This window comes from Ruminococcus sp. YE71, from assembly GCF_900119155.1.
Taxonomy (GTDB): Bacteria; Bacillota; Clostridia; order Oscillospirales; family Ruminococcaceae; genus YE71.
In genome coordinates this window covers 106,748-128,521 of sequence record NZ_FPIR01000005.1, presented here as the reverse complement: position 1 = coordinate 128,521, position 21,774 = coordinate 106,748, and the positions used below count along the sequence as shown (strand labels likewise).

Below are 21,774 nucleotides of genomic sequence, written 5' to 3'. Positions count from 1 at the left end.
ATTTCATATGAAAAGACGTATCGGCATACTCACGAGCGGCGGTGACTGCCCGGGACTGAACGCGACTATCAGAGGCGTGGCAAAGGCTTGCTACGAACGCTTCGGCAACGATGTGGAGATAATCGGCATCCAGGACGGCTACTCGGGACTTATAAACAATCAGTGCAAGCTGATGCAGCCCAACGATTTTTCGGGCATCCTTACTACGGGCGGCACTATCTTCGGCACAAAGCGCACCCCCTTCAAGATGATGCGCGTTGTGGGCGACGATAATATCGACAAGGTCAAGAACATGAAGCAGACCTACAAGGATCAGAAGCTCGACTGCCTGCTCACCCTCGGCGGAAACGGCACTCACAAGACCGCGAATCTGCTGTCGGAAGAGGGTCTTAACGTCATCGGTCTGCCTAAGACCATCGACAACGATATCTGGGGCACCAGCGTTACCTTCGGTTTCCATACCGCCGTTGACATCGCCACCGACGTCATCGACAGACTGCACACCACCGCAAACTCCCACGGACGTATCCTCGTCGTGGAGATCATGGGCAACAAGGCAGGCTGGCTGACCCTCTATTCGGGCGTTGCGGGCGGCGCTGATATGATAGTCATCCCCGAGATACCTTACGACATCGACAAGCTGGCGGCTGCCTGCGAGAAACGCGCTGCCGACGGCAAGGGCTTCTCGATACTCGCAGTCGCTGAGGGTGCTTTCGATACCGAGGAAGCAAAGATGAAGAAGAAGGAACGCGCCAAGACCAGAGCCGAGGCAGGCATCACCACCGCTTCGACCCGAATCGCACGCCAGATAGAGGCTAAGACGGGTCTTGAAACGAGGGTCTGCGTGCCGGGTCATATGCTCAGGGGCGGCAGTCCTTCCGCTTACGACAGAGTGCTCGCGACACAGTTCGGCGTTCACGCGGCGGCACTCATCGCTGAGGACAAGTACGGTCTCGCGGTAGCAAAGGTCGGTGACAAGATAACCGCTAATAAGCTCTCCGACGTTGCAGGAAAGACAAAGTTCGTTCCTGAGGACGATCAGATGGTAAAGACAGCCCGCGAACTCGGAATCTCTTTCGGAGACTGATATGCCGTTTTATTCGCGTGATACCTATGCGGCAAGGCTCACTTCCGCCGATGATTCATTCAGGGTGCTGTGCAGCGTTGCCGTGATTCGGGACATCTCGTTCAGAGCGGATTTTGCAGCAGGTCAGCTGGAAGGCGACAGGTTTTTCAGAGTGGAAAGCCTGTCGCCCGATGACGATATAGTATCGTATTTCCGCAGCAACCGTCCCGATGTTCTCTTCCTGAACACCGACGTGCTGGGCGAATCCTACGTTCTGGAGCTGACCCGAAAGATGAAGTTACAGCTTTCGTGGATGCCACGCCTTGTGGCATTCGGCTGCGCAGACCCAGAGATCGTCACAAGAGTATCGGGTCTGTTCAGCAGCGTCCTCGCGGCAGGCGATATGACCTCCGACCCTATCGGGAAATCGAAGCAGATAAGGGCGTGGCTGCTCACGGAAATGACGGGCAGGGAAGCGCTTTACGGCAAGGTCTTTGAATGCGCGAAGCTGTTCTTCACCGACCTCGGAGCGCGTAAAAACAGGCACGGACTGGAGTATATGTCTCACGCTGCGGTGCATATCGCGGCACATCCATACTGCTTTTACAGGAGCCTGAAAGACCTGTGCGCCGATGTCGAAGCCTTCGGCGGCGCAGCGGAAGCAGGCAAGCTGGTGAGCGAACTGCGCACCGAGATAAAGTATATCGTAAAAAATATGCCCCCCGAAACAAGGATGAACGTGTTCAACTTTGAGACGACGGAGGCTGAACGGAATCTGTCAGAGCTCGCGCTGCTGTATAAGGCGGCGGAGATAATAGCCGTGCCATGCTCGACCATCCTGAGCGTGCTGCGCACAGGCTTCACAGACCGTTGAAAGGAGCATAAAGTTTGGAGCAATTCATCCCCTACGGAGCGCCGCCCTCTATGACGGCACCCCCTGCCGATAACAGGGCAGAAAAACTGAACAACGGCAGAGTCTGGTACACGGCGATCATGCCGCTTCTTGCGATCTACGTGCAGTCCTACGCGAATAATTTCGCACTGGGCGTGCTGATGTGGGTCTGCTCGGTAGCGATGTGGGTGTTCTCACTGCTGATGGACAGACGCTACATGGAGAGCAAGGGCTACGACATGAGCCGCATCAGTCCGTTCCTTGCGCTGATACCGCCTGTCTACATCTACAAGCGCTACGCGGTGATCGGACAGCGTTCCTCAGCGCCCATCGTGTTCGTGATGGTGTTCGCCTACGCGCTTTTCGCCAACGGCTTCACCAGATACTACACGATGAAGGACAGCAGCTACACCGAATATGTGAAGTACCAGACCTGGTCTGAGATCTCGGCGGTCTCGGCAGGACTCGACGGTACAAATGCCGATAAGACCGTCCTCGACACGTTCAAAAAATACGCCAAGACCGAGCCCGATAAAGGTAAGATGGAGTGGAGCATGAAAAAGGACGGCGTGAACGTAATGGTCACAGCATCCTGCAAGGAGAAGGATTTCGAGGCGGTGTTCACATTCACCTATGACGGTTTCAGCTCGGGCGACACGTCGCTGCATCAGGTGACGATAGACGGCAAGACCTACAAAGGCAAGGAAGCCGCAGAGAAACTCGCCGAGGTCGTAAAGAAAATCAAGATGGACGACTCTTCTTCGTCGGACAGCAGCAAGTGATCTTCGGGACGCAAAAGATCATATCGGTCTCTCGTGATGAGAGACCTTTTCTGTTTCATTAAAAAAGACCTTCGCCCGTAAGCGAAGGTCTTTCGTTCGTTTATAACTCAAGTGTGATGTCCCTGCCCGCACTTTCGTACTGCCTGCATTTCACTCCGACCATGCCGAGCATCAGCTTCGACGCCTGAGTCTCCTCCGAGTCGGCGTACTTGTCGGACATATAGACGATCTCCCTGATGCCGCTCTGGATTATCGCCTTCGCACACTCGTTGCAGGGGAACAGCGTGACGTACAGCCTGCCGCCCTTCAGCGAACCCTCGCGGTTGAGTATCGCGTTGAGTTCCGCGTGGCAGACGAAGGGGTATTTGGTTTCGAGCTTGCTGCCTTCGCGGCTCCATGGCATCCTGTCGTCGTCGCATCCCGTCGGCATACCGTTGTAGCCCACCGAGAGTATCTTGTTGTCCTGCGACACGATGCAGGCGCCCACCTGCGTGTTCGAGTCCTTGCTCCTCTGCGCCGAAAGCAGCGCGATGCCCATGAAGTATTCGTCCCAGGAAATGTAGTCCTGACGTTTCATTACTGTTCCCTCCGTTTATGTAAAATTTTGAATCCTTCTGTTTTGAGGAATATAAAAATAATGAGCGAGGTGAAAGCCGCCGCCAAAGTACGCACAGCTGCTTCTTTATTGATATTTTTGTTTTTATTTTTTATTTTCGGCAGACTTGTTGAGCCAATCGAGATAACCCGCTATCTCGTCGTGCGCTTCGTCGGTGCTGTCCCACCATTCAAACTTTGATGCCTTCATTTTATTTAAAACCGCAGGCTTGAACACCTTTTGAACTCTGAAATTGCACACGCATTTTCTTCTGATCACGACCTCGATATATTTTGAACAGTGTCGGGGCAGCCCGATAACGACAATATCCTCGTGAGCCATTCCGCCGTATACCAAATTGATAAAGACTTTTGCCCAAGGGCGAAACTGCTTGTTGCCCTTCAAGATGATGTGTTCCTCGCCGTACTCATGTTCCTCTGCGATGTTCCCAACAAGACACCAACGCCACTCCTGTTGAACTGTTTCACTGTTCATAACACACCTCGCTGAACGTGTTCAGCCCTCTAAAGCTTTTTCAAGCGTTTCGATGTTCTCGACGTTGAGCGCAGTCGCGCCGTCGAGAGTTTTCTTCACAAGTCCTGTCAGCACCTTGCCGGGGCCGCACTCGATGAACTTGTCATAGCCCTGCGACTGCATCTCCGAAAGTTCGGATGTGAACTTCACGGGCGAAACGATGTGTTTTGCAAGCATATTTCTCATGTCCGAAAAATCAGACAGTTCTCCGCCCGTAACGTTCGAGAAGAAGCTGACCTTCGGCTGTGCGAATGTGAATCCCTCGGTCTTTGCAAGGAACTCATCCGCCGCAGGACGCATTATTTCGCTGTGGAACGCGGATGCAACGTTCAGCTTGACTGCCTTCACGCGCTTAGCCTTGCTTGTGGACTTGATGAGCTCGGCAGCTGCGTCGGCGGCAGAAGCCTCACCAGCGATGACGGTCTGAACAGGGGAGTTGTAATTCACAGGCACAACATAACCCTCGGTTTGTTCACACGCCGCCTCGATCTCGGAAGGCTCGGGTCCGATGATGGCGTACATAACGCCCTCGCTGCTTTCGGCAGCCTTCTGCATAGCCTCGGCACGGATCTTGATTAGCTTGAAAGCGTCTTCATACGAGAGCATACCGCTCGCAGCCATAGCCGCATATTCGCCCAGCGAATGACCCGCAACGCCGTCAAACTCAACGCCCTTTTCACGCAGAGCCTCGAAAGCGCACAGCGAGCACGCCATGATGGCAGGCTGCGAGTGAACGGTCTTGTTCAGCTCGGCAGGATCCTCCGCGAACACGATGTCCTCAAGCTTGTATCCGAGGGCTGCGTCGGCGGTCTCGAAGACCTTCTTTGCGCTGTCAAAATTGTCATAAAATTCCTTCGCCATGCCTGCGTACTGCGAGCCCTGACCCGAAAAAAGAAATACTGTTTTTCCCATATCTTACTCTCCTTTTCAGCGCGGAACTGCGTTATTTGCAGATACCTAACACTGTTAATTATGTGATTATTGTAAACTCTTTCACAAAACACCGATTTTTTTGGACAATCTTTAGAAAATGATACCCGTTCACAAACGTGAAACTTTATTCTTTATATTTTGCAACAAACAAGGTATATAATAAATAAGGTGCGTGAAGTGTGCCTACTTTATTATTATACCACAATCACGCGCCTATTTCAATACAGCAGCAGAAATTTTTTTTCATAGACCAACAGACTGCGAAAGGAAAGATGTTATGATAAAGACCACAGGTGTACGCATTAAGGGCGCAGGCCGCTTCGTTCCCGACCTGGTTGCAACGAATGATGACTTCGCGAAGATAGTTGACACCAATGATGAGTGGATTACCCAGCGCACGGGCATCAAGACACGCCACATATCCAACGGCGAACCTACTTATTACCTCGGCGCGATGGCTGCAAAGGCGGCTGTCGAGGACGCGGGCATTGGCGCTGACGAGATCGGTCTGATACTCGCCACCACCTGCACTCCCGACTACTTCACTCCCTCCACCGCCTGCCTTATACAGCGCGAGCTGGGCGTGAGCGGCTGTCCTGCCATCGACCTGAACTGTGCCTGCTCGGGCTTCGTTTACGCGGTCGATATGGCAAAAAGATACCTCGCCTGCGGCGACATAAAGTACGTGCTCGTCGTAGCGGCTGAGGAACTGTCCAAATTTGTGGACTATGAAGACCGTTCCACCTGCATCCTCTTCGGCGACGCGGCGGCGGCTGTCGTTCTCGAAAAGGCTGACGACGTGCTGTTCTCCAGCTTCCTTGCGGCAGACGGAAACGGTGCACACTCCCTCGCATCGCGTGCTCTCCACACGATTAACCCCTTCCGTCAGAACGAGACGGAGTTCGATATGAATATGCCCGAGCCCCACAAGCACTACCTGCTTCAGGACGGCAAGGAAGTATACAAGTTCGCGACCAACGCTCTGCCGACCGCAGTTGCAAAGGCCTGCGAAAAGGCAGAACTTGACCCCTCCGAGCTTGACGCCATCATCCCCCATCAGGCAAACGTCCGCATTATCGAGACTGCGGCGAAGAAACTCCACGTTTCGATGGACAAGATGGTGCTCAACATCGCCGACTACGGCAACACCTCCTCCGCATCCATCCCCAACGCTTTCGTTGACGGCGTTGCTTCTGGACGCATTAGGCGCGGCGACAAGGTTTGCTTCGTAGGCTTCGGCGGCGGACTTACTTACGGCGCAACGATACTCGAATACTGATATAAATGAGAAAAAAGGAGTGTGCAGAATGACCACTACAAAAACAAGGATAACCGACCTTCTCGGTATCAAGTACCCGATATTTCAGGGCGGCATGGCGTGGATAGCCGAGTCTAAGCTGGCGGCGGCAGTTTCCAACGCGGGCGGACTGGGAATAATCGCAGGCGGCAGCGCCCCCATCGATTACCTCCGCGACCAGATAAGAGCCGCAAAATCCCTTACCGACAAGCCCTTCGGCGTGAACATCATGCTGATGTCCCCGAACGCCGATGACCTTGCACAGCTCGTTATCGATGAGGGCGTGGCTGTAGTCACCACAGGCGCAGGCAACCCCGGAAAGTTCATGGCTGCATGGAAGGACGCAGGCGTTAAAGTAGTCCCCGTCGTTCCGAGCGTTGCTCTCGCAAAGCGAATGGAGCGCAGCGGTGCTGACGCGGTCATCGCAGAGGGCACCGAGTCGGGCGGTCACATCGGTGAGAACACCACCATGTGCCTCGTTCCGCAGGTCGTAGACGCACTTGAGATACCCGTTCTGGCGGCAGGCGGAATCGCCGACGGCAGAGGTATCGCTGCATCCTTCATGCTGGGCGCCGAGGGCGTTCAGGTCGGCACACGCTTCCTCGCTTCCGAGGAGTGCGTAATCCACCCGACCTACAAGGAGCTGGTCGTTAAGGCTAAGGATACCGACTCCATCGTTACGGGCAGATACACGGGTCATCCGTGCAGAAACGTCCGCACCAAGTTCTCGAAGAAGCTGGCGAGCGGCGAGACTAACGGAAGCATCACTCCCGACGAGTTCGAGGAGCTGACCCTCGGTTCGCTGAGAAAGGCAGTTCAGGACGGCAATCTCGAAGAGGGTTCCTTCCTCTGCGGCGCTATCGCAGGCATGATAACCGATGTCAAGCCCTGCAAGGATATTATAGAAGAAATGTTCGCGCAGGCGGAAGCTCTGCTTAATAAATGAGCGGCATTTTCGGCAAAAAGGAGTACCATGAGCAGTTAAGTTTCGGCAAATGCCCTGTCTGCGGCGGTGAGTTGGCAAGGGGACGGGCTAACGTATATCATGGGGGCGGCGGCTTTTTAAATCCAGGTTTTGCAGGCTGGTACAACGAAGATAAGGTGGAGAAAATGCTTGAAAAACCATTTACACAGTTAACACTTGGTTTTGATGCGAAAACTTATTTTAAACATTACGATCAGTGCCCGATACCCGCAGGCTACTGCGTAAACTGCAAAAAGATATTCGCCGAGCTTGACATAAAAGATTCAGACGAACCTATCGGTTTGAGATAGAATTACCACTAACACGGAGGTAGAGATAAAATGGCAACAGCTTTAATAACAGGTTCAGCAAGAGGTATCGGTGCGGCTATCGCGCTGAGACTTGCTAAGGACGGCTATGATATAGCGCTCAACGATATCAGCGAAGCGATGTTCGAGGATAACGACATAATCGAGCAGATAACCGCTCAGGGCGTTATGTGCGACAAGTTCATCGCGGACGTGTCCAACTATGACCAGTGCGAGCAGATGGTAAAGGAAATAAAGGCAAAGTTCGGCACTATCGACGTTCTCGTCAACAACGCAGGCATCACCCGTGACGGTCTGCTTGCACGCATGAGCGAGGAGAACTTCGACCTGGTCATCGCAGTCAACCAGAAGAGCGTGTTCAATATGACAAAGCACGTCGGCTCTGTTATGATGAAACAGCGCTCGGGCAAGATAATCAACCTGTCCAGTGTGGCAGGTCTCCACGGAAACGCGGGTCAGTTCAACTACTCGGCTTCCAAGGCGGCTATCATCGGCATGACAAAGACCGTTGCCAAGGAACTCGGTTCCCGCGGCATCACCTGCAACGCGGTAGCTCCCGGATTCATCAAGACCCCTATGACCGACAAGCTCACCGACGCTCAGAAGGAAAAGATCCTTCAGATGATCTCCATGCGCCGCTACGGTACTGTTGAGGAGATCTCGGGCGTAGTCAGCTTCCTTGCTTCCAAGGACGCAAGCTACGTTACAGGTCAGGTCATCGAGATCTCGGGCGGACTTTCAATGTGAACGGATAGGATCAGCGGAAATATATTTGATATAGTAATGAAAGGAAAATCTATGAGACGAGTAGTTATAACCGGACTGGGCACCGTAAACCCTATAGGCAGAAATGTGCCCGAGTTCCTTGAGGGACTGAAAGAGGGCAGACTCGGCATCTGTGAGATCGACCGTTTCGATGCTTCCGACTTCGATGTTAAGGTAGCAGGCGAGGTAAAGGACTTCGATCCCTCGGGTATCATCGACAAGAAGGAGAGCCGCAGACTTGACCGCTTCACACAGTTCGCTGTAGTTGCGGCAAAGGAAGCTCTCGACGACGCAGGCAGCGATTTCTCCGACGTTGACCCCTACAGAGCCGGCGTTATCATCGGCGCAGGCTTCGGCGGCTTTAACCTTACCGAGAAGGAGCACAGCCACTTCCTTGAGAAGAGCGACAAGGTAAGCGTTTTCTACATCCCCATGATGATCGCAAATATGGCGGCAGGCACCGTTGCCATGAAGACAAACTTCAGAGGCGATAATTTCGCGACCGTTTCCGCCTGTGCATCGGGTACTCACTCTGTCGGCGAGGCATTCAGAAAGATCAAGGACGGCTATCTTGATGTCGCTCTTGCAGGCGGTACAGAATCCGCAATCTCCCGCTTTGCACTCGCAGGCTTCAACAGCATGAAGGCACTCACCAAGGAAGCAGACCCCACCAAGGCATCCCGCCCCTTCGACGCAGAGCGTTCGGGCTTCGTGTTCGGCGAGGGCTGCGGCGTACTCGTGCTTGAAGAGTATGAGCACGCAAAGGCAAGAGGCGCCAAGATCTACGCTGAGATCGCAGGCTACGGCGCTACCTGCGATGCATACCATATGACAAGCCCCTCGCCTACAGGTGAAGCTGCTGCTGAGGCTATCAGACAGGCTTACACCGAGGCAGGACTCAAGCCCGAGGATATCGACTACATCAACGCTCACGGCACTTCCACTCACCTCAACGACGCTTACGAGACCATCGCAATCAAGAAGGCTCTCGGCGAAGACGCTGCAAGAAAGACCGTTATCAACTCCACCAAGTCGATGACAGGTCACCTGCTGGGCGGTGCAGGCGCGGTCGAGGCTGTGGCTACAGCGCTCCAGATCAAGGAGGGTTTCATCCACCAGACTTTAGGATACTCCACCCCCGACCCCGAATGCGACCTTGACTACTGCACAGAGGGCAGACGCGACCGCGAGGTCAGAGCAGCTCTCTCCAACAGCCTGGGCTTCGGCGGACACAACGGCACTATCTGCCTGAAAAAAGTTACCGACTGAGAGGTGCATCTGTAAATGAGCAAGATCTTTGAAATAATCGACACCGAGGCTATCGAGCAGCTCGCCGATATCCTCAACAAAAAAGACCTGGGCGAGATCTCCATCGAGTACGAGGGAAAGATCGTTTCCGTCAAGAGCAAGAAACCTCTCCCGCCCGCTCCCGCAGGTATCCCGCCGATAGGCGTCGTTCCTCAGATGCCCGCGGTATCTCCCGCAGTTTCGCAGAGCATCACCAACCCCATCGACTCGCCAGTTCCCGAGACTATCAGCGGCGTGGCAGTAAAGGCGCCCATCGTCGGCACCTACTACTCCAAGCCCCGTCCCGACGCTTCGCCGTTCGTGACTATCGGCAGCAAGGTGAAGAAGGGCGACGTGCTCTACATCCTTGAGACGATGAAGGTCATGAACGAGATCTGCGCCGAAAGCGACGGCATCGTATCCAAGATTCTCGTAAACGACGGCGACGCACTTGAATTCGGTCAGACCGTTATGATAATCTCGTAAGGAGGTCTTTCAAATGGCAGTTGTAATGAACAAGGAACAGATCATGGAGGTGATCCCTCACCGCGATCCGTTCCTGCTTATAGATGAGATAAATGAACTTGAGATAGGTAAGCGCGTTGTCGCTACCAAGTACATCAAGGAGGATGACTTCTGGTTCAAGGGTCACTTCCCCGAGTACCCCGTTACCCCCGGCGTGCTGATGATCGAGATGCTCGCACAGGCAGGTGCGGTGGCACTGCTCGCTATGCCCGAGAACAAGGGCAAGATCGGCTTCTTCGGCGGCATCCAGAATGCTAAGTTCCGCCGTCAGGTAGTCCCGGGCGACGTGCTGACGCTCGAGGTCGAGATCACTAAGGTCAAGGGACCCGTAGGCTACGGCAAGGGTACCGCCACAGTCGAGGGCAAAAAGGCTGTATCGGCTGAGATATCCTTCGCTATCAAGTAAGAGAGGCTGTGCTACATGAAAAAAGTTCTGATCGCCAATCGCGGCGAGATAGCGGTGCGCATCATAAGAGCCTGCCGCGAACTCGGGCTGCATACCGTAGCCGTATATTCCGAAGCTGACAGAAGTGCGCTCCATGCAAAGATCGCTGATGAAGCGGTCTGCATCGGTCCCGCAAAGTCCGCTGACAGCTACCTGAATGTCCGTGCTATAATCGCAGCCTGCGAGATAACCGGCGCTGACGCGATTCACCCGGGCTTCGGATTCCTGTCCGAGAATGCGAGCTTTGCCCGTACCTGCGAAAAGTGCGGCATAACCTTCATCGGACCTGATTCTTCGAGCATCGAGATGCTGGGAGACAAGGCGGCGGCAAAGGCGGCTATGAAGGAAGCGGGAGTTCCCGTTATCCCCGGAAGCGACGGCGCAGTCAATTACCTTGACGAAGCAAAGGCAGTCGCTGAGGAGATGGGCTATCCCGTTATGGTAAAGGCTTCGGCAGGCGGCGGCGGACGCGGTATCCGCGTCGTAAATTCCCCTGACGAGCTTGAAATGCAGGTCAACGCCGCTAAGCAGGAGGCTATGAGCTGCTTCGGCAACGATGAGGTCTATATCGAGAAGCTGGTGGTGAACCCCAAGCATATCGAGATACAGATACTCGCCGACGGTCACGGCAACGTCGTGAGCCTCGGTGAGCGCGACTGCTCCATGCAGCGCCGCAATCAGAAGGTGCTTGAGGAAGCTCCCTCGACCGTTGTCGATGAGGAGATGCGTGCGGCTATGGGCAGAGCTGCCTGCGCCGCGGCTAAGGTCTGCGGCTATAAGAACGCAGGCACTATAGAGTTCCTTGTGGATAAGGACAAGAATTTCTACTTCATGGAAATGAACACCCGTATCCAGGTGGAACACCCCATTACCGAAGAGGTCACAGGTATCGACATCGTGAAGTGGCAGCTGCGCATCGCAAACGGTGAGGCTCTTGACTTTACTCAGGATGACGTCACTGTCAGCGGTCACGCTATCGAGTGCCGCATCAACGCCGAGAACCCTGCCATGAACTTCATGCCCAGCCCGGGCGTCATCGACTGCCTGTTCCTTCCCGGAGGACCGGGCGTGCGTATCGATACCGCTGTATATCAGGGCTACGAGATAACGCCTTATTACGACTCGATGATCGCTAAGCTCATCGTTCACGGCAAGAACAGGGAAGAGGCTATCGCAAAGATGAAATGGGCACTCTCCGAATTCATCGTTGACGGCGTTTCGACAAACATCGATTTTCACTTACAGCTCATACGTACCGAAGAGTTCGAGAGCGGAAATTATGATAACGGCTTCCTTAACCGTGTGAAGCTGATTTAAGGGGGATAAAAAATGCAGCTTGAAGATCTGTTTTCGGTAGTTCGCACACGATTCAACAGCGACCCCGATGCCGAGCCTCTCAAAAGGAGCAAGACCGACATCCCGAAGGGACTGCTTTTCAAGTGCCCGAGATGCTCCAATAATACCTTTATGGAGGATTTTCTGGCGGCAGGAAAGGTCTGCCCGAAATGCGGATACCACTCAAGGCTCACCGCCCGCGAAAGGCTCGATATAACCATCGACAAGGGCAGCTTCGTGGAGTTTGACGCCGATATGGTCTCGAAAAATCCGATTGATTTCCCCAGCTACGAGGAAAAACAGCAGGCTCTCAGAGAAAAAACGGGTCTGACCGACGCAGTGCTTACAGGCACCGCCACCATCAGGACCGAGAAGATTGTCATCATCGTCATGGATTCCAATTACATGATGGCTTCGATGGGAAGCGTCGTGGGCGAGCGCATAACACGCGCTTTTGAATACGCTACCGAGCACAGACTGCCTGTCGTGGCTTTCACCGCTTCGGGCGGGGCACGGATGCAGGAGGGCATCGTCTCTCTGATGCAGATGGCAAAGACCTCGGGCGCAGTCGGCAGACACAGCGCCGCCGGACTGCTCTATATCACGGTCATGACCGACCCCACAACGGGCGGCGTTACAGCGTCCTTCGCAAGCCTCGGCGATATCATCATCGCAGAGCCGAAGGTGCTCATAGGCTTCGCAGGAAGACGAGTTATCGAGGGTACTATCAAGCAGAAGCTGCCCGATGATTTCCAGTCGGCAGAGTTCATGCTCGAAAACGGCTTTGTGGATATGATAGTCGAGCGCAAGAAGATGCGCCGCACCATCGCACACCTGCTCAAGCTGCATAAACCTTACAATGGAGGGGATAAGCTATGAACGGCGAGAACATAAGCGCAAGCAAGTGCCTTGACATAATCCGCATGAAGGGCAGACCTACCGTGCGCGACTACATCCCCATGCTCTTCGACGACTTCTTCGAGATGCACGGCGACAGACTTTACCGCGACGATAAGGCGATAATCGGCGGCCCCGCCTACTTCAAGGGTATTCCCGTTACCGTTATCGCACAGGTAAAGGGCAGAACGATGGAGGAAAATCAGGAGTGCAACTTCGGTATGCCCCACCCCGAGGGCTACAGAAAGGCTCTCAGGCTCGCACATCAGGCGGAGAAATTTCACCGTCCCGTTATCTGCCTTGTGGATACCGCAGGCGCATACCCCGGTGTCGAGGCAGAAAAGCGCGGACAGGGCGAGGCTATCGCACGCTCCATCATGGAGTTCATGGAGCTGAAGACCCCCGTTATCTCCATCATTCTCGGCGAAGGCGGCTCGGGCGGCGCGCTGGCTATGTGCGTTTCCGATGAGCTTGCCATGCTTGAGAACGCCATCTACTCGGTCATCTCGCCGAGAGGTTTCGCTTCCATTCTCTGGAAAGACGCTTCCCGCGAGCGTGAGGCTGCCGATATCATGCATATCACCGCGCACGACCTCGTTAAGCTCAAAGTGTGCGATGAGGTCATCGAAGAGTCGGAAGGCGGTGCTCATAACGACCCCGAACAGACCGCAGAGTACATTTCCGAGTATATTTTTGCAGCTTTGCAAAGAAATTTACAAAAAGGACTTGACGAATTGCTTGAAGGGCGTTATAATAGATTCAGGGCTATCGGCGAGTTCGACGAGGGAACTGCAAAAGACCCTGAATAGCCGTACCCGCCAGAGTTAATTTTTGACACAGGCGTGAGTATAAAGCCTTATTTCAAAAAAGATAGGAGGTTGTTTTGTAATGGTATTTGAAAAGGTTCGTGATCTGATCGTAGATCAGCTCGATGCTGAAAAGGATGATGTTACAGCAGAGGCTTCGATCATCGACGATCTCGGTGCTGATTCTCTCGACGTAGTTGATCTTATCAGCTCTGTAGAGGATGAGTTTGACATTGAGATCCCCGACGAAAAGGTTGAGGGCATCAAGACCGTAGGCGACATCGTTGCTTACATCGAGAGTGCTTCCGCTGAGGAGTGATCTCCCATCTTGATATAGTATATCAGGCTTAGCCGTCCGTGTACTGCGGACGGTTTTTTGCTTTGTGGGGCGCTGCTATTGACAACAGCGCTTTTTTAATGTTATAATCAATTTCGGAGGCGAGATGATGATTAAGATACTTGTGCTTGAAGATGATGAAAATATCCGTCTGGGATTGTGCCATATACTCCGCCATGGGGGTTATGAGGTGCTGCCTGCCGAGACCCTTGCTAAGGCGAGGGAGCTTTACAACAGTGCGTCCCTCTGCCTGCTGGACGTGATGCTGCCTGACGGCAGCGGTATCGACCTCTGCCGCGAGATACGCCGCGACAGCGATGTGCCCGTGATCTTCCTCACCTGTGTGGACGACACCGCACGCATCACGAGCGCCCTTGACATCGGCGGCGATGACTATGTTATAAAGCCCTTCGAGAGCGCGGTGCTGATGTCACGGATAAATGCGGCTCTTCGTCGATGCGGCATCACCGACACCGCCGACGATATCGAGCTTACCGCCATCGAACGCGAGCTTCTCGAATATTTTCGTCTGAACCGCAACCGCATCCTCACCCGCGAGCAGATACTTTCGCGGCTGTGGGATTCCCGCGGCGAATTCGTGAACGACAACACCCTGTCCGTCCGCATCAACCGACTTCGCGTCAAGCTGGACAAGAGCGGCAGGCACGGCAGGATAATCACCGTCAAGGGGGTCGGCTACAAATGGGAGAGCTGATACGTACCCTCTGCAACCGCTCGGCGAGGGGATTTATGTGGGTGTGTCTCGCACTGACCCTGCTGACCTTCGGGGCGCAGGCGGCACTGCACCGATATGAGGACCGCTCGGCCGCCATCTGCGTCAATGAGTACCGACTTGCGCTGGCAGGAAGGCTCGCAGAAGAGGGCTTCACCGACGAACAGGCGGCAAAGCTCATCACCGACGACAACACCCCCGAACAGATACAGGCAGGGGAGCGTATCCTTTCGGGCTACGGTTACTCGGCGGACTCGCCCATCGGCAGCGAGTTCACATTCACCTCGCATACCGCGTCGGGTCTGGCTGCGGCTGCGGCGCTGCTGATATGCCTTGCGGCAGGGCTGGCGTTCTTCGGCAGCGCCTTCCGTAATGTGCGAAGGCTCACCGCCCACATCGAACACGGCGAGAAAATGCCGTCGTCTGCCGACCTCGACCTCACGCTCCTTGCCGAAGCGGCTGACGCTCTCAAAAAGCAGACGGCTCACCTTATCACCACGATAGGCGAGGAAAAGCAGTTCCTTGCCGATTACCTCGACGATTTTTCCCACCAGATAAAGACCCCCTGCACTGGTCTGATGCTCAATAATGACATCCTGTCCTCTGCGCCGATGCCTTTCGATGAACAGCTCGGCTACCTGCAGCGTGACAGGAAATGCCTTGAAAAAATATCCCTGCTTGTCCGTGAATCTCTGAAACTCGCACGGCTCGACGCGGGCGCGGTCGCCTACAGCTTCGAGGATGCGGACATAGGTGAACTGACTGCCGAGTCGGTGTCGCAGCTCGCCGCCATAGCCGAGGAGAACGACGCCGAGCTGATAAACGAAGTCGGGCAGGGAACGACCCTTCGCTGCGACCGTCTGTGGCTCTGCGAGGCGGTAACGAACCTCATCAAAAACGCCGCCGAACACACTCACGGCGGACAGGTGCGAATATATTCCGAGTGCGACCCCATTACGCTTCGGCTCATCATCGAGGACAACGGCTGCGGAATCTCCGAGGACGAGCTGCCGAAGGTCTTCCGTAGGTTCTACTCAAAGTCGCGGGCGGTCAATTCAAGCTCGGTGGGCATCGGCATGAGCGCCGCAAAGCGCATAGTCGAGGACATGAACGGACGGATATTCATCGACAGCGAGGTTGGGAAGGGCACAAAAATAATTCTCGAATTTCTGCGGACTGTAACTTAACTGTAATGTTGGCATGGTAATATATAGGGGAAGGAGGGATATTCATGGAAAAAGAGATAATAATTTCCGCACACGACCTTGTCAAGACCTTCGGTAAGGGCGCGAACAAGGTGACGGCAGTTGACGGCGTTTCGCTGGACGTGTGCAAGGGCGAGATGGTGGCAGTGACGGGTCAGTCGGGAAGCGGCAAATCCACCCTCATGAACCTGCTGGGCGGTCTCGATAAGCCCGACAGCGGCAGCATAACCGCTCTCGGCGAGGAACTGACGGCGGTGAAGGACACTCGTCTTGCCGAATACAGACGCAGAAAATCGGGTTTCGTGTTCCAGTTTTACAACCTCATCCCCGTGCTGAACGTTGAGGAGAACATCGCACTGCCGATACACCTTGACGGCAAGCGTCTCCCGAAAAAGGAGCTGGACGATGTGCTTGAGCTGCTGGGGCTTTCTGAAAGGCGCTATCACTTCGCGAACCAGCTTTCGGGCGGTCAGCAGCAGAGGGTGTCCATCGCAAGGGCGATAATCAACAAGCCGCCCTGCATCTTCGCAGACGAACCCACGGGCAACCTCGACAGCAAGAACTCCCGCGAGATAATCTCGCTGTTCAAGCGCGTCATCGCCGAGACAGGGACGGCAGTAGTGCTCGTGACCCACGACGGCAGCATAGCCGCCGAAGCCGACCGCGTGATAACCATGCAGGACGGAAAAATAATTTCGGAAAGGGTGAGGTCGTTTTGAATCAGCTCTTTACGATAATGCTCCGCTGGCTCGTCCGCGACAAGAAGCGCACCGCACTGACCCTCGCGAGCATCACTCTTTCGGTGTTCATGGTGTCATTCGTGGGCGTGTATCTCAGCTCGGCGGTAAGCGCGATGCACATGGAATATATGTACCAGTCCCCCGAACACGCCTCGATACACCTTGACTCGCTCTCGCAGGCGGAGAAGCTCGACAAGAACGCCGCATGGGATTCGCACGCGGTCGTACAGTACGACCCGATGCTGTTTTTCAGCCGTTTTATAAATGAATACGCCGATAAGGAAGGCTGCTGGTTCCCGAACGTTTACATTAACGGCAAGTCGGCGTTTTCGGCAGAAAAACCACCTGTAAGCTTCAGGGCGGAAGCGGTCGGCGGCGACTTCGAGAAGCTGCAAAGCAAGTCGAACTTCAGCTTAGCCGACGGTTCGCTCCCTCAGCACTCCCACGAAGCCGCAGTCAGCCTTGCTTTTTCACGCGAACACGGAATCGGCATCGGCGACCGCCTGAACATCCGATTCGAGGTGAGAGAGGGCAGGTTCTACTGCGCAGGAACAGATATCGCGGAAAGGATCGGAGAAAGAATATCAAAAGACACAGACGGAAATATAATATACACAGAGGACACCGACGGCAGCAGGCTGAGAGACATATATAACTTTGCTGTAGATGACGAGGATTACGGCACGGGCGTGATGCTGAAGATGCTGAATATGATGTACTCAGACGAGGAAGCGCGTAAAAACATGGGCCTCAGTTCCTATAACGGATTCACTATCATCCCTGCACGCGCCGAGCTTTCCGAAGAGGTGGCTGACAGCTTCGAGTATACGGCGGTGGTGACGGGTCTTATCGACGGCGGCTCACAAGGCAGCGCTGCGGATATGCTGTTCAGCTCCGAGGACTCCGACATCACGTCGGCGATGACGGGCAGAATCGACTACCGCGTCCGCGTCAAGGAGAACATCGACGCCGAAGAGACCGTGGCTCACGCGGCAAAGGCGATAGGCGCCTACAAAGACGGCGATAATACGGGCTACTCTATCAACGGCAGTCTTCTTGTCACCGAAGGCAGACAGCTCGAATACGTCCTGAGATCGGAAGGTATGCTGGTCATTTTCATAGTGGTGGTTGGGCTGTTCACATTTCTTGCAAGGCTCATCATCAACAACGCCTTCGAGATAGGCGCAGCCTACCGTACCGAACAGTACGGCGCCCTCAAGACCATAGGCGCGTCCGACAAGCAGATATTCACCATGATAATGTTCGAGTGCGCCATGTATATGCTGGTCGCCATGCCTGCGGGCGTGGGACTTGCCATAGGCATCGGAAAAATACTCATGACGAAAGTAAAAGCCATCGCGGTGTTCGACCCGATCTACGGCGAAGGCATCTCCGACGAGTTCTTCACCCTCGAACTTTCACCTGCGGTCATGTGGATAACCTTCGCGGTGGCGTTGTTCAGCGTGTTCTTCTCGGCGTATGCCGACGCTATGCGAGTTATGCGTCTGCCGCCGATACAGTCGGCACGCTACAGCTCCTCAAAGCGCAGGATAAGAGGCGGCAGGACGTGGATCTCGCGCCGTCTGTTCGGCTATCCCTTCGGCTTCGCAGTCAAGTGCATCTCGAAGCAGAAGGTGCGTTTTGCGGTCACACTTCTCGCGGCGGTAATGAGCGGTATCTTCATCGTCTCGATCTCGGGCATCGCGGAAGCATACGCTAAGAAGGATGATGACACTGTCCCGTTCAAATACGATCTGGAGATCTGGGATTACAACGATCACGGCTCGACCATCGAGCAGTCCTCGAAGTATCTCAACGACACCTATGAAAAACTCCGCGATACGGGCTATTTCGAGACGGTGATCCCTGAATGTATCACCAACATTCGCGGCCAAGACAGCAACATCAGCGAGCTGCTCTCGGACGAGTACGTCAGCTTTTGCAGTAAATACGAATATTCGGCTTCTGACAACAGTCTTTCTATTGTCATGATACCGCGTGAGGATTACGATAAATACATCACCTCGGACATGACCTATGACGAGTTCGCCGCGTCGGGCAAAGTGCTCCTGTGTCAGAACTTTTTCTTCTATGATGAGACCGCTGCGAAGGACGGTTCAGTGGTCAGCTCCTACAAGACAAGAGACGGCATGGTCATAACTGTACCGAACGTGAATCTCTTCAAGGACGAGAACATTGACAGTATCGAGATCACTTCAAATCACTATGACGCTGAAAAAGCTGAGGAATTCAAGATCGAAGAATCCATTCCCGTTGCAGGCTTATACAGCACCGATTTCCCCGAATATATGGGGTGCTACGGGATGACGGCGATAGCACCTATCGAAAGCAGGCTTGATTTCCTGAAACAGTCCGGGGATGAAAGGCTCGCCGAGAACAGGAACATAATGGCTGTTGTCGGCGCTTTCAAGCTCAACGCAGATAAAAGCAAGCTCGCGCAGGCAAGGGCGTTCCTGCATGATGAGTTCGAGCTTGAGAACGGCGATGCCGAGGTCATTGACTACACCGCTCAGGACGCATTTGCCGAGCGCGGCTCAAAGGCGCTGAAAATAGCAGGCTTCGGCTTCGGTGCGGCGCTTGCGGCGGTAGTGCTGCTGAACATTTTCAGCACCATGAGCGCGAACATGATAAACCGCCGCCGCGACCTCTCGATGATGCGCAGCTGCGGAATGTCCATGCGTCAGGTAACGGCTTCGGTGGTCATCGAAAGCAGTTTCTACGCGGTCATAACCTCAGTCGTCAGCACCCTCGCAGGGCGCGCACTGTCGCAGCTGATCCTCGAAATATTCGGCGATGATATGGTCAGCGCGGAGGGCGGTGTCCTGCTCTATCTGCTGAAAAACAAGACTGCATTTATGGCAGAAAGCGCGGCAGTTCTTTTCGCTGTGATAATGCTTGTCATGGCGCTGGCGTATGTTCCTGCGCTCATAATGATGAGCCGCACGAATATTGCCGAGGAAATAAGGACAGACCTGTAATACAGGACAAAACGGCTGTGCAGCAAACCGCTGTACAGCCGTAATTTCATGCAAGTTTTACCACGAGGGTGATGCAGAAGCATCCGTCTCTGATCTCGGCAAAGACCTCGCCGTTCATGAGGGTCATCAGCTTGCGGCAGATGAAGAGCCCGAGGCCGCTGCCCTGTACCTTGTCCGCATTGGAGCCGCGGTGGAAGCTGTCGAATATCTGCGTCAGCTCGGCAGCTTCGATGGTACATCCCGTGTTCGTGACGGTGATGAGCTCGCAGCCGTCAACGCAGTCGAAACCGAGCGAGATGCGTCTGCCGTCGCCGTATTTTATCGCGTTCTCGATGAGGTTTTGCAGGCATTCCGCAAGTCTGTCTGGGTCGCAGGCGAGCAGTCGGTCGGAGAATTCGCCCACATTGAGTTCGGTGTCCGTCAGCGTCAGCTGCCCGACGTAGCGCTCGCAGACGCGAGTGACCATCTCGCTCAGAAAGACCTCGCCCATGACCACCTCAAAGCTCATGAAGTCCTCACTCGCCGCCTGAGTTATCTGCGACATGAAGCCCTCGATCTCATCGGCGCGGGCGTTGATGCTCTCGGCGGCTTCGCGGCGTTTATCCTCGTCGCGGTAGAGCCCCCTCGAAAGCGCCTTTGCATTGAGCTTGATGGCTTGCAGCGGCGTCTTGATGTCGTGGGAGAGCGAGAGGAGCAGCAGCTTTTTTTCGCGCTGTAATGACAGTTCTTTCCTGCGGCTGTTCTCTATGGTCTCGCGGAGAAGGTTCACACCCCATGTGAACTTGCCGAAGAATCTGCTCTTCTCCTCGGGGATGGGCACCGCAAGATTCCCCCTCGCAAGTTCCTGCGGGACTTTGTTGAGTCTTGCGAAAGGTCGGACGATGTGCTGCCTGATGTACAGCAGTATCGCCGCCGTCAGCAGGAAAAATCCGCCGAAAAGCAGGTCGGTCACGAGCAGCAGGTCGCCGCTCTGACTGTCAGCGGTATACTCGACGCGGTAAAGCCCCTTGTCAGTCTCGACGATGACGTAGGGTTCGTTCGAGACATAGAGCCTGCCCTCGCTCTCGGAAAAAACACCCGTAAGATGCGGATAATCCGCAAGGTCGTAGCTGCCCGTGTCGTTGATGTCATCTGCCAGCCGCTTGGCTTCGTAGCGGTAGAAACCGTTCCTGCGGCTGTTATGCCCGATGATGACATAGTTTATCGCCGCGGTCATCAGCAGCACAGCCGCGAGAATTACGGCGCAGAGTCTGTAGTAGGCTTTCATACGAACTTGTACCCAACGCCCCAGACGGTCAGCAGAAGCTTTGCGTTTTTCGGGTCGTCGCCCAGTTTCTGCCGCAGATGGTTGATGTGAACGTGCAGTGTCTGAAGTTCGGAATCACTGTCACTGCCCCACACGGTGTTGAAGAGGTATTCCTTCTTCATCGTCTTGCCCCTGTTCTCGATGAGCAGCGCCAGCAGGTCGAATTCTTTTGAAGTCAGCTCGATAGGCCGCCCGTCAAGGGATGCTGTGCGGTCTGCAAGATTCAGCGTGACACCGCTCGCGGACATCATGTCCCGATGATACCGCCGCTTGAAAATGCCCTTTATCTTCGCGATGAGGATGTCGATATCGTAAGGTTTTTCGATGTAGTCGTCCGCCCCCAGCCCGAGACCGCTGAGCTTGTCGTCCTTCTCGGTGCGGCAGCTGACGATGAGTATCGGCGTGTCAGTCGTTTCGCGGAGCTTCGAGCAGACCGCAAACCCGTTGATGTCTGGAAGATTGATGTCGAGCACCACAAGCCTCGCGCCGTAGCGCTCAAACAGCTCCAACGCCCTCTCCCCCGAGTCAACAGCCGAGACCGTGTACCCCTCGTCGCGCAGAAAATCCGTCAGCAGCCCCGAAAGCTCCATGTTGTCCTCAACTATCAGTACATCTATCATAGTTTATCACCCACTATATTGTACCACATTACGCTGTGTTTGTAAAGGGTGGGGAGCGTTGCGCAGCCGTGGGAAACCTTTCTGAAGAAAGGTTCTACCCTTGCCGTGCGTAGCTAAGGCGGCCCCCATTCCAAAGACTTTTAATATGTCGATCGTTTGGTGTGGTCGGGAAGATAGATTATCACCGCTTAAAGAGAGATCATTTGAAAAATACGCTCAATGATGCGTTACGCTCTCACGAACGTCTTTTTGGCAAGTGACGCACAATTGAAGAGAAGAGCGCCGCTCTTCCCGACCTGCACAAAATCAGGAAGAAGCACCACAAGCCAAAAAGCATTAAAAGTTTTAGGAAAGGGGTTTGGGGGATAACCCTTTTCCTAAA

General features: G+C 54.4%; 23 protein-coding genes. 18 read left to right on the top strand and 5 right to left on the bottom strand.

All coding sequences use genetic code 11. The annotated features are described in order from the left end of the window. Positions 1 to 7: 7 nt before the first annotated feature. From BT142_RS06410 to BT142_RS06400, 3 genes are read left to right on the top strand one after another with little or no spacing between them, the layout of a single operon-like run. Positions 8 to 1,087 carry a 6-phosphofructokinase gene (locus tag BT142_RS06410; RefSeq protein WP_072417384.1) on the top strand — a complete coding sequence of 360 codons (1,080 nt, stop codon included), beginning with the start codon at positions 8 to 10 and terminating at the stop codon, positions 1,085 to 1,087. Position 1,088: 1 nt separating this feature from the next. Then, positions 1,089 to 1,940, top strand: a complete 852-nt coding sequence (locus BT142_RS06405) for a hypothetical protein (protein WP_072417383.1) — start codon at positions 1,089 to 1,091, stop codon at positions 1,938 to 1,940. A gap of 14 nt (positions 1,941 to 1,954) precedes the next feature. Further along, entirely contained in the window at positions 1,955 to 2,740 is a 786-nt protein-coding gene (locus tag BT142_RS06400) for a hypothetical protein (RefSeq protein WP_072417382.1), read from the top strand. 100 nt (positions 2,741 to 2,840) lie between these two features. Here BT142_RS06400 and BT142_RS06395 read toward each other — a convergent pair whose 3' ends face one another. The 3 genes from BT142_RS06395 to fabD all read right to left on the bottom strand — a co-directional run bounded on the left by BT142_RS06395 (position 2,841) and on the right by fabD (position 4,781). After that, positions 2,841 to 3,317, bottom strand: a complete 477-nt coding sequence (locus tag BT142_RS06395) for a deoxycytidylate deaminase (protein ID WP_072417381.1) — start codon at positions 3,315 to 3,317, stop codon at positions 2,841 to 2,843. A gap of 123 nt (positions 3,318 to 3,440) precedes the next feature. Then, complete coding sequence (locus BT142_RS06390) at positions 3,441 to 3,830, bottom strand: hypothetical protein (protein ID WP_072417380.1); 390 nt, start codon at positions 3,828 to 3,830, stop codon at positions 3,441 to 3,443. A 21-nt stretch (positions 3,831 to 3,851) separates the two neighbouring features. After that, the gene (gene fabD / locus BT142_RS06385; protein WP_072417379.1) at positions 3,852 to 4,781 is read right to left on the bottom strand and encodes an ACP S-malonyltransferase; all 930 of its coding nucleotides are present in this window, start codon (positions 4,779 to 4,781) and stop codon (positions 3,852 to 3,854) included. A gap of 298 nt (positions 4,782 to 5,079) precedes the next feature. On the opposite strand from fabD, the gene BT142_RS06380 reads away from it, so the two are divergent. The 15 genes from BT142_RS06380 to BT142_RS06310 all read left to right on the top strand — a co-directional run bounded on the left by BT142_RS06380 (position 5,080) and on the right by BT142_RS06310 (position 19,466). Then, on the top strand, positions 5,080 to 6,081 hold the full coding sequence (locus BT142_RS06380; protein ID WP_072417378.1) for a beta-ketoacyl-ACP synthase III: 1,002 nt from the start codon (positions 5,080 to 5,082) through the stop codon (positions 6,079 to 6,081). Between the two features lie 28 nt (positions 6,082 to 6,109). Then, positions 6,110 to 7,045 (top strand): enoyl-[acyl-carrier-protein] reductase FabK, encoded by a 936-nt coding sequence (gene fabK / locus BT142_RS06375; protein WP_072417377.1) that lies wholly within the window; start codon positions 6,110 to 6,112, stop codon positions 7,043 to 7,045. Then, entirely contained in the window at positions 7,042 to 7,374 is a 333-nt protein-coding gene (locus tag BT142_RS06370) for a PF20097 family protein (RefSeq protein WP_072417376.1), read from the top strand. The genes fabK and BT142_RS06370 overlap by 4 nt, the downstream gene beginning before the upstream one ends. Before the next feature lie 30 nt (positions 7,375 to 7,404). Beyond that, positions 7,405 to 8,139 (top strand): 3-oxoacyl-[acyl-carrier-protein] reductase, encoded by a 735-nt coding sequence (gene fabG / locus BT142_RS06365; RefSeq protein ID WP_072417375.1) that lies wholly within the window; start codon positions 7,405 to 7,407, stop codon positions 8,137 to 8,139. A 51-nt stretch (positions 8,140 to 8,190) separates the two neighbouring features. Then, the gene (gene fabF / locus BT142_RS06360; protein WP_072417374.1) at positions 8,191 to 9,426 is read left to right on the top strand and encodes a beta-ketoacyl-ACP synthase II; all 1,236 of its coding nucleotides are present in this window, start codon (positions 8,191 to 8,193) and stop codon (positions 9,424 to 9,426) included. Positions 9,427 to 9,441: 15 nt separating this feature from the next. Further along, positions 9,442 to 9,930, top strand: a complete 489-nt coding sequence (locus BT142_RS06355; protein WP_072417373.1) for an acetyl-CoA carboxylase biotin carboxyl carrier protein — start codon at positions 9,442 to 9,444, stop codon at positions 9,928 to 9,930. 13 nt (positions 9,931 to 9,943) lie between these two features. Further along, positions 9,944 to 10,375 (top strand): 3-hydroxyacyl-ACP dehydratase FabZ, encoded by a 432-nt coding sequence (fabZ, locus tag BT142_RS06350; protein ID WP_072417372.1) that lies wholly within the window; start codon positions 9,944 to 9,946, stop codon positions 10,373 to 10,375. 15 nt (positions 10,376 to 10,390) lie between these two features. Next, complete coding sequence (locus BT142_RS06345; RefSeq protein WP_072417371.1) at positions 10,391 to 11,731, top strand: acetyl-CoA carboxylase biotin carboxylase subunit; 1,341 nt, start codon at positions 10,391 to 10,393, stop codon at positions 11,729 to 11,731. Between the two features lie 12 nt (positions 11,732 to 11,743). Continuing rightward, a complete protein-coding gene (gene accD, locus BT142_RS06340; protein ID WP_072417370.1) occupies positions 11,744 to 12,628 on the top strand; it encodes an acetyl-CoA carboxylase, carboxyltransferase subunit beta in 885 nt (294 codons plus the stop codon). After that, positions 12,625 to 13,455, top strand: a complete 831-nt coding sequence (locus tag BT142_RS06335; RefSeq protein ID WP_072417369.1) for an acetyl-CoA carboxylase carboxyltransferase subunit alpha — start codon at positions 12,625 to 12,627, stop codon at positions 13,453 to 13,455. The genes accD and BT142_RS06335 overlap by 4 nt, the downstream gene beginning before the upstream one ends. A gap of 79 nt (positions 13,456 to 13,534) precedes the next feature. Then, complete coding sequence (locus tag BT142_RS06330) at positions 13,535 to 13,771, top strand: acyl carrier protein (protein WP_072417368.1); 237 nt, start codon at positions 13,535 to 13,537, stop codon at positions 13,769 to 13,771. A gap of 127 nt (positions 13,772 to 13,898) precedes the next feature. Further along, positions 13,899 to 14,504 (top strand): response regulator transcription factor, encoded by a 606-nt coding sequence (locus BT142_RS06325; protein WP_072417367.1) that lies wholly within the window; start codon positions 13,899 to 13,901, stop codon positions 14,502 to 14,504. Then, positions 14,492 to 15,709, top strand: coding sequence for a sensor histidine kinase (locus tag BT142_RS06320; RefSeq protein ID WP_072417366.1), 1,218 nt, complete (start codon positions 14,492 to 14,494; stop codon positions 15,707 to 15,709). The genes BT142_RS06325 and BT142_RS06320 overlap by 13 nt, the downstream gene beginning before the upstream one ends. Positions 15,710 to 15,753: 44 nt before the next feature. Beyond that, positions 15,754 to 16,446, top strand: a complete 693-nt coding sequence (locus BT142_RS06315; protein WP_072417365.1) for an ABC transporter ATP-binding protein — start codon at positions 15,754 to 15,756, stop codon at positions 16,444 to 16,446. Next, positions 16,443 to 19,466, top strand: coding sequence for an ABC transporter permease (locus BT142_RS06310; protein ID WP_072417364.1), 3,024 nt, complete (start codon positions 16,443 to 16,445; stop codon positions 19,464 to 19,466). Before BT142_RS06315 ends, BT142_RS06310 begins: the two co-directional genes overlap by 4 nt. A gap of 46 nt (positions 19,467 to 19,512) precedes the next feature. On the opposite strand, the gene BT142_RS06305 is transcribed toward BT142_RS06310, so the two are convergent. Further along, positions 19,513 to 20,733, bottom strand: coding sequence for a HAMP domain-containing sensor histidine kinase (locus BT142_RS06305; protein ID WP_072417363.1), 1,221 nt, complete (start codon positions 20,731 to 20,733; stop codon positions 19,513 to 19,515). Further along, positions 20,730 to 21,392 (bottom strand): response regulator transcription factor, encoded by a 663-nt coding sequence (locus BT142_RS06300; protein ID WP_072417362.1) that lies wholly within the window; start codon positions 21,390 to 21,392, stop codon positions 20,730 to 20,732. The genes BT142_RS06305 and BT142_RS06300 overlap by 4 nt, the downstream gene beginning before the upstream one ends. Positions 21,393 to 21,774 lie beyond the last annotated feature (382 nt).

Coding starts and splice junctions, on each gene's coding strand:
- fabK (WP_072417377.1), top strand. CDS start 6,110: ATGACCACTACAAAAACAAGGATAACCGACCTTCTCGGTATCAAGTAC.
- BT142_RS06325 (WP_072417367.1), top strand. CDS start 13,899: ATGATTAAGATACTTGTGCTTGAAGATGATGAAAATATCCGTCTGGGA.
- fabZ (WP_072417372.1), top strand. CDS start 9,944: ATGGCAGTTGTAATGAACAAGGAACAGATCATGGAGGTGATCCCTCAC.
- BT142_RS06390 (WP_072417380.1), bottom strand. CDS start 3,830: ATGAACAGTGAAACAGTTCAACAGGAGTGGCGTTGGTGTCTTGTTGGG.
- BT142_RS06345 (WP_072417371.1), top strand. CDS start 10,391: ATGAAAAAAGTTCTGATCGCCAATCGCGGCGAGATAGCGGTGCGCATC.
- BT142_RS06335 (WP_072417369.1), top strand. CDS start 12,625: ATGAACGGCGAGAACATAAGCGCAAGCAAGTGCCTTGACATAATCCGC.
- BT142_RS06330 (WP_072417368.1), top strand. CDS start 13,535: ATGGTATTTGAAAAGGTTCGTGATCTGATCGTAGATCAGCTCGATGCT.
- BT142_RS06380 (WP_072417378.1), top strand. CDS start 5,080: ATGATAAAGACCACAGGTGTACGCATTAAGGGCGCAGGCCGCTTCGTT.
- fabG (WP_072417375.1), top strand. CDS start 7,405: ATGGCAACAGCTTTAATAACAGGTTCAGCAAGAGGTATCGGTGCGGCT.
- BT142_RS06370 (WP_072417376.1), top strand. CDS start 7,042: ATGAGCGGCATTTTCGGCAAAAAGGAGTACCATGAGCAGTTAAGTTTC.
- BT142_RS06305 (WP_072417363.1), bottom strand. CDS start 20,733: ATGAAAGCCTACTACAGACTCTGCGCCGTAATTCTCGCGGCTGTGCTG.
- BT142_RS06395 (WP_072417381.1), bottom strand. CDS start 3,317: ATGAAACGTCAGGACTACATTTCCTGGGACGAATACTTCATGGGCATC.
- BT142_RS06315 (WP_072417365.1), top strand. CDS start 15,754: ATGGAAAAAGAGATAATAATTTCCGCACACGACCTTGTCAAGACCTTC.
- fabD (WP_072417379.1), bottom strand. CDS start 4,781: ATGGGAAAAACAGTATTTCTTTTTTCGGGTCAGGGCTCGCAGTACGCA.
- BT142_RS06410 (WP_072417384.1), top strand. CDS start 8: ATGAAAAGACGTATCGGCATACTCACGAGCGGCGGTGACTGCCCGGGA.
- BT142_RS06355 (WP_072417373.1), top strand. CDS start 9,442: ATGAGCAAGATCTTTGAAATAATCGACACCGAGGCTATCGAGCAGCTC.
- BT142_RS06405 (WP_072417383.1), top strand. CDS start 1,089: ATGCCGTTTTATTCGCGTGATACCTATGCGGCAAGGCTCACTTCCGCC.
- BT142_RS06300 (WP_072417362.1), bottom strand. CDS start 21,392: ATGATAGATGTACTGATAGTTGAGGACAACATGGAGCTTTCGGGGCTG.
- accD (WP_072417370.1), top strand. CDS start 11,744: ATGCAGCTTGAAGATCTGTTTTCGGTAGTTCGCACACGATTCAACAGC.
- fabF (WP_072417374.1), top strand. CDS start 8,191: ATGAGACGAGTAGTTATAACCGGACTGGGCACCGTAAACCCTATAGGC.
- BT142_RS06320 (WP_072417366.1), top strand. CDS start 14,492: ATGGGAGAGCTGATACGTACCCTCTGCAACCGCTCGGCGAGGGGATTT.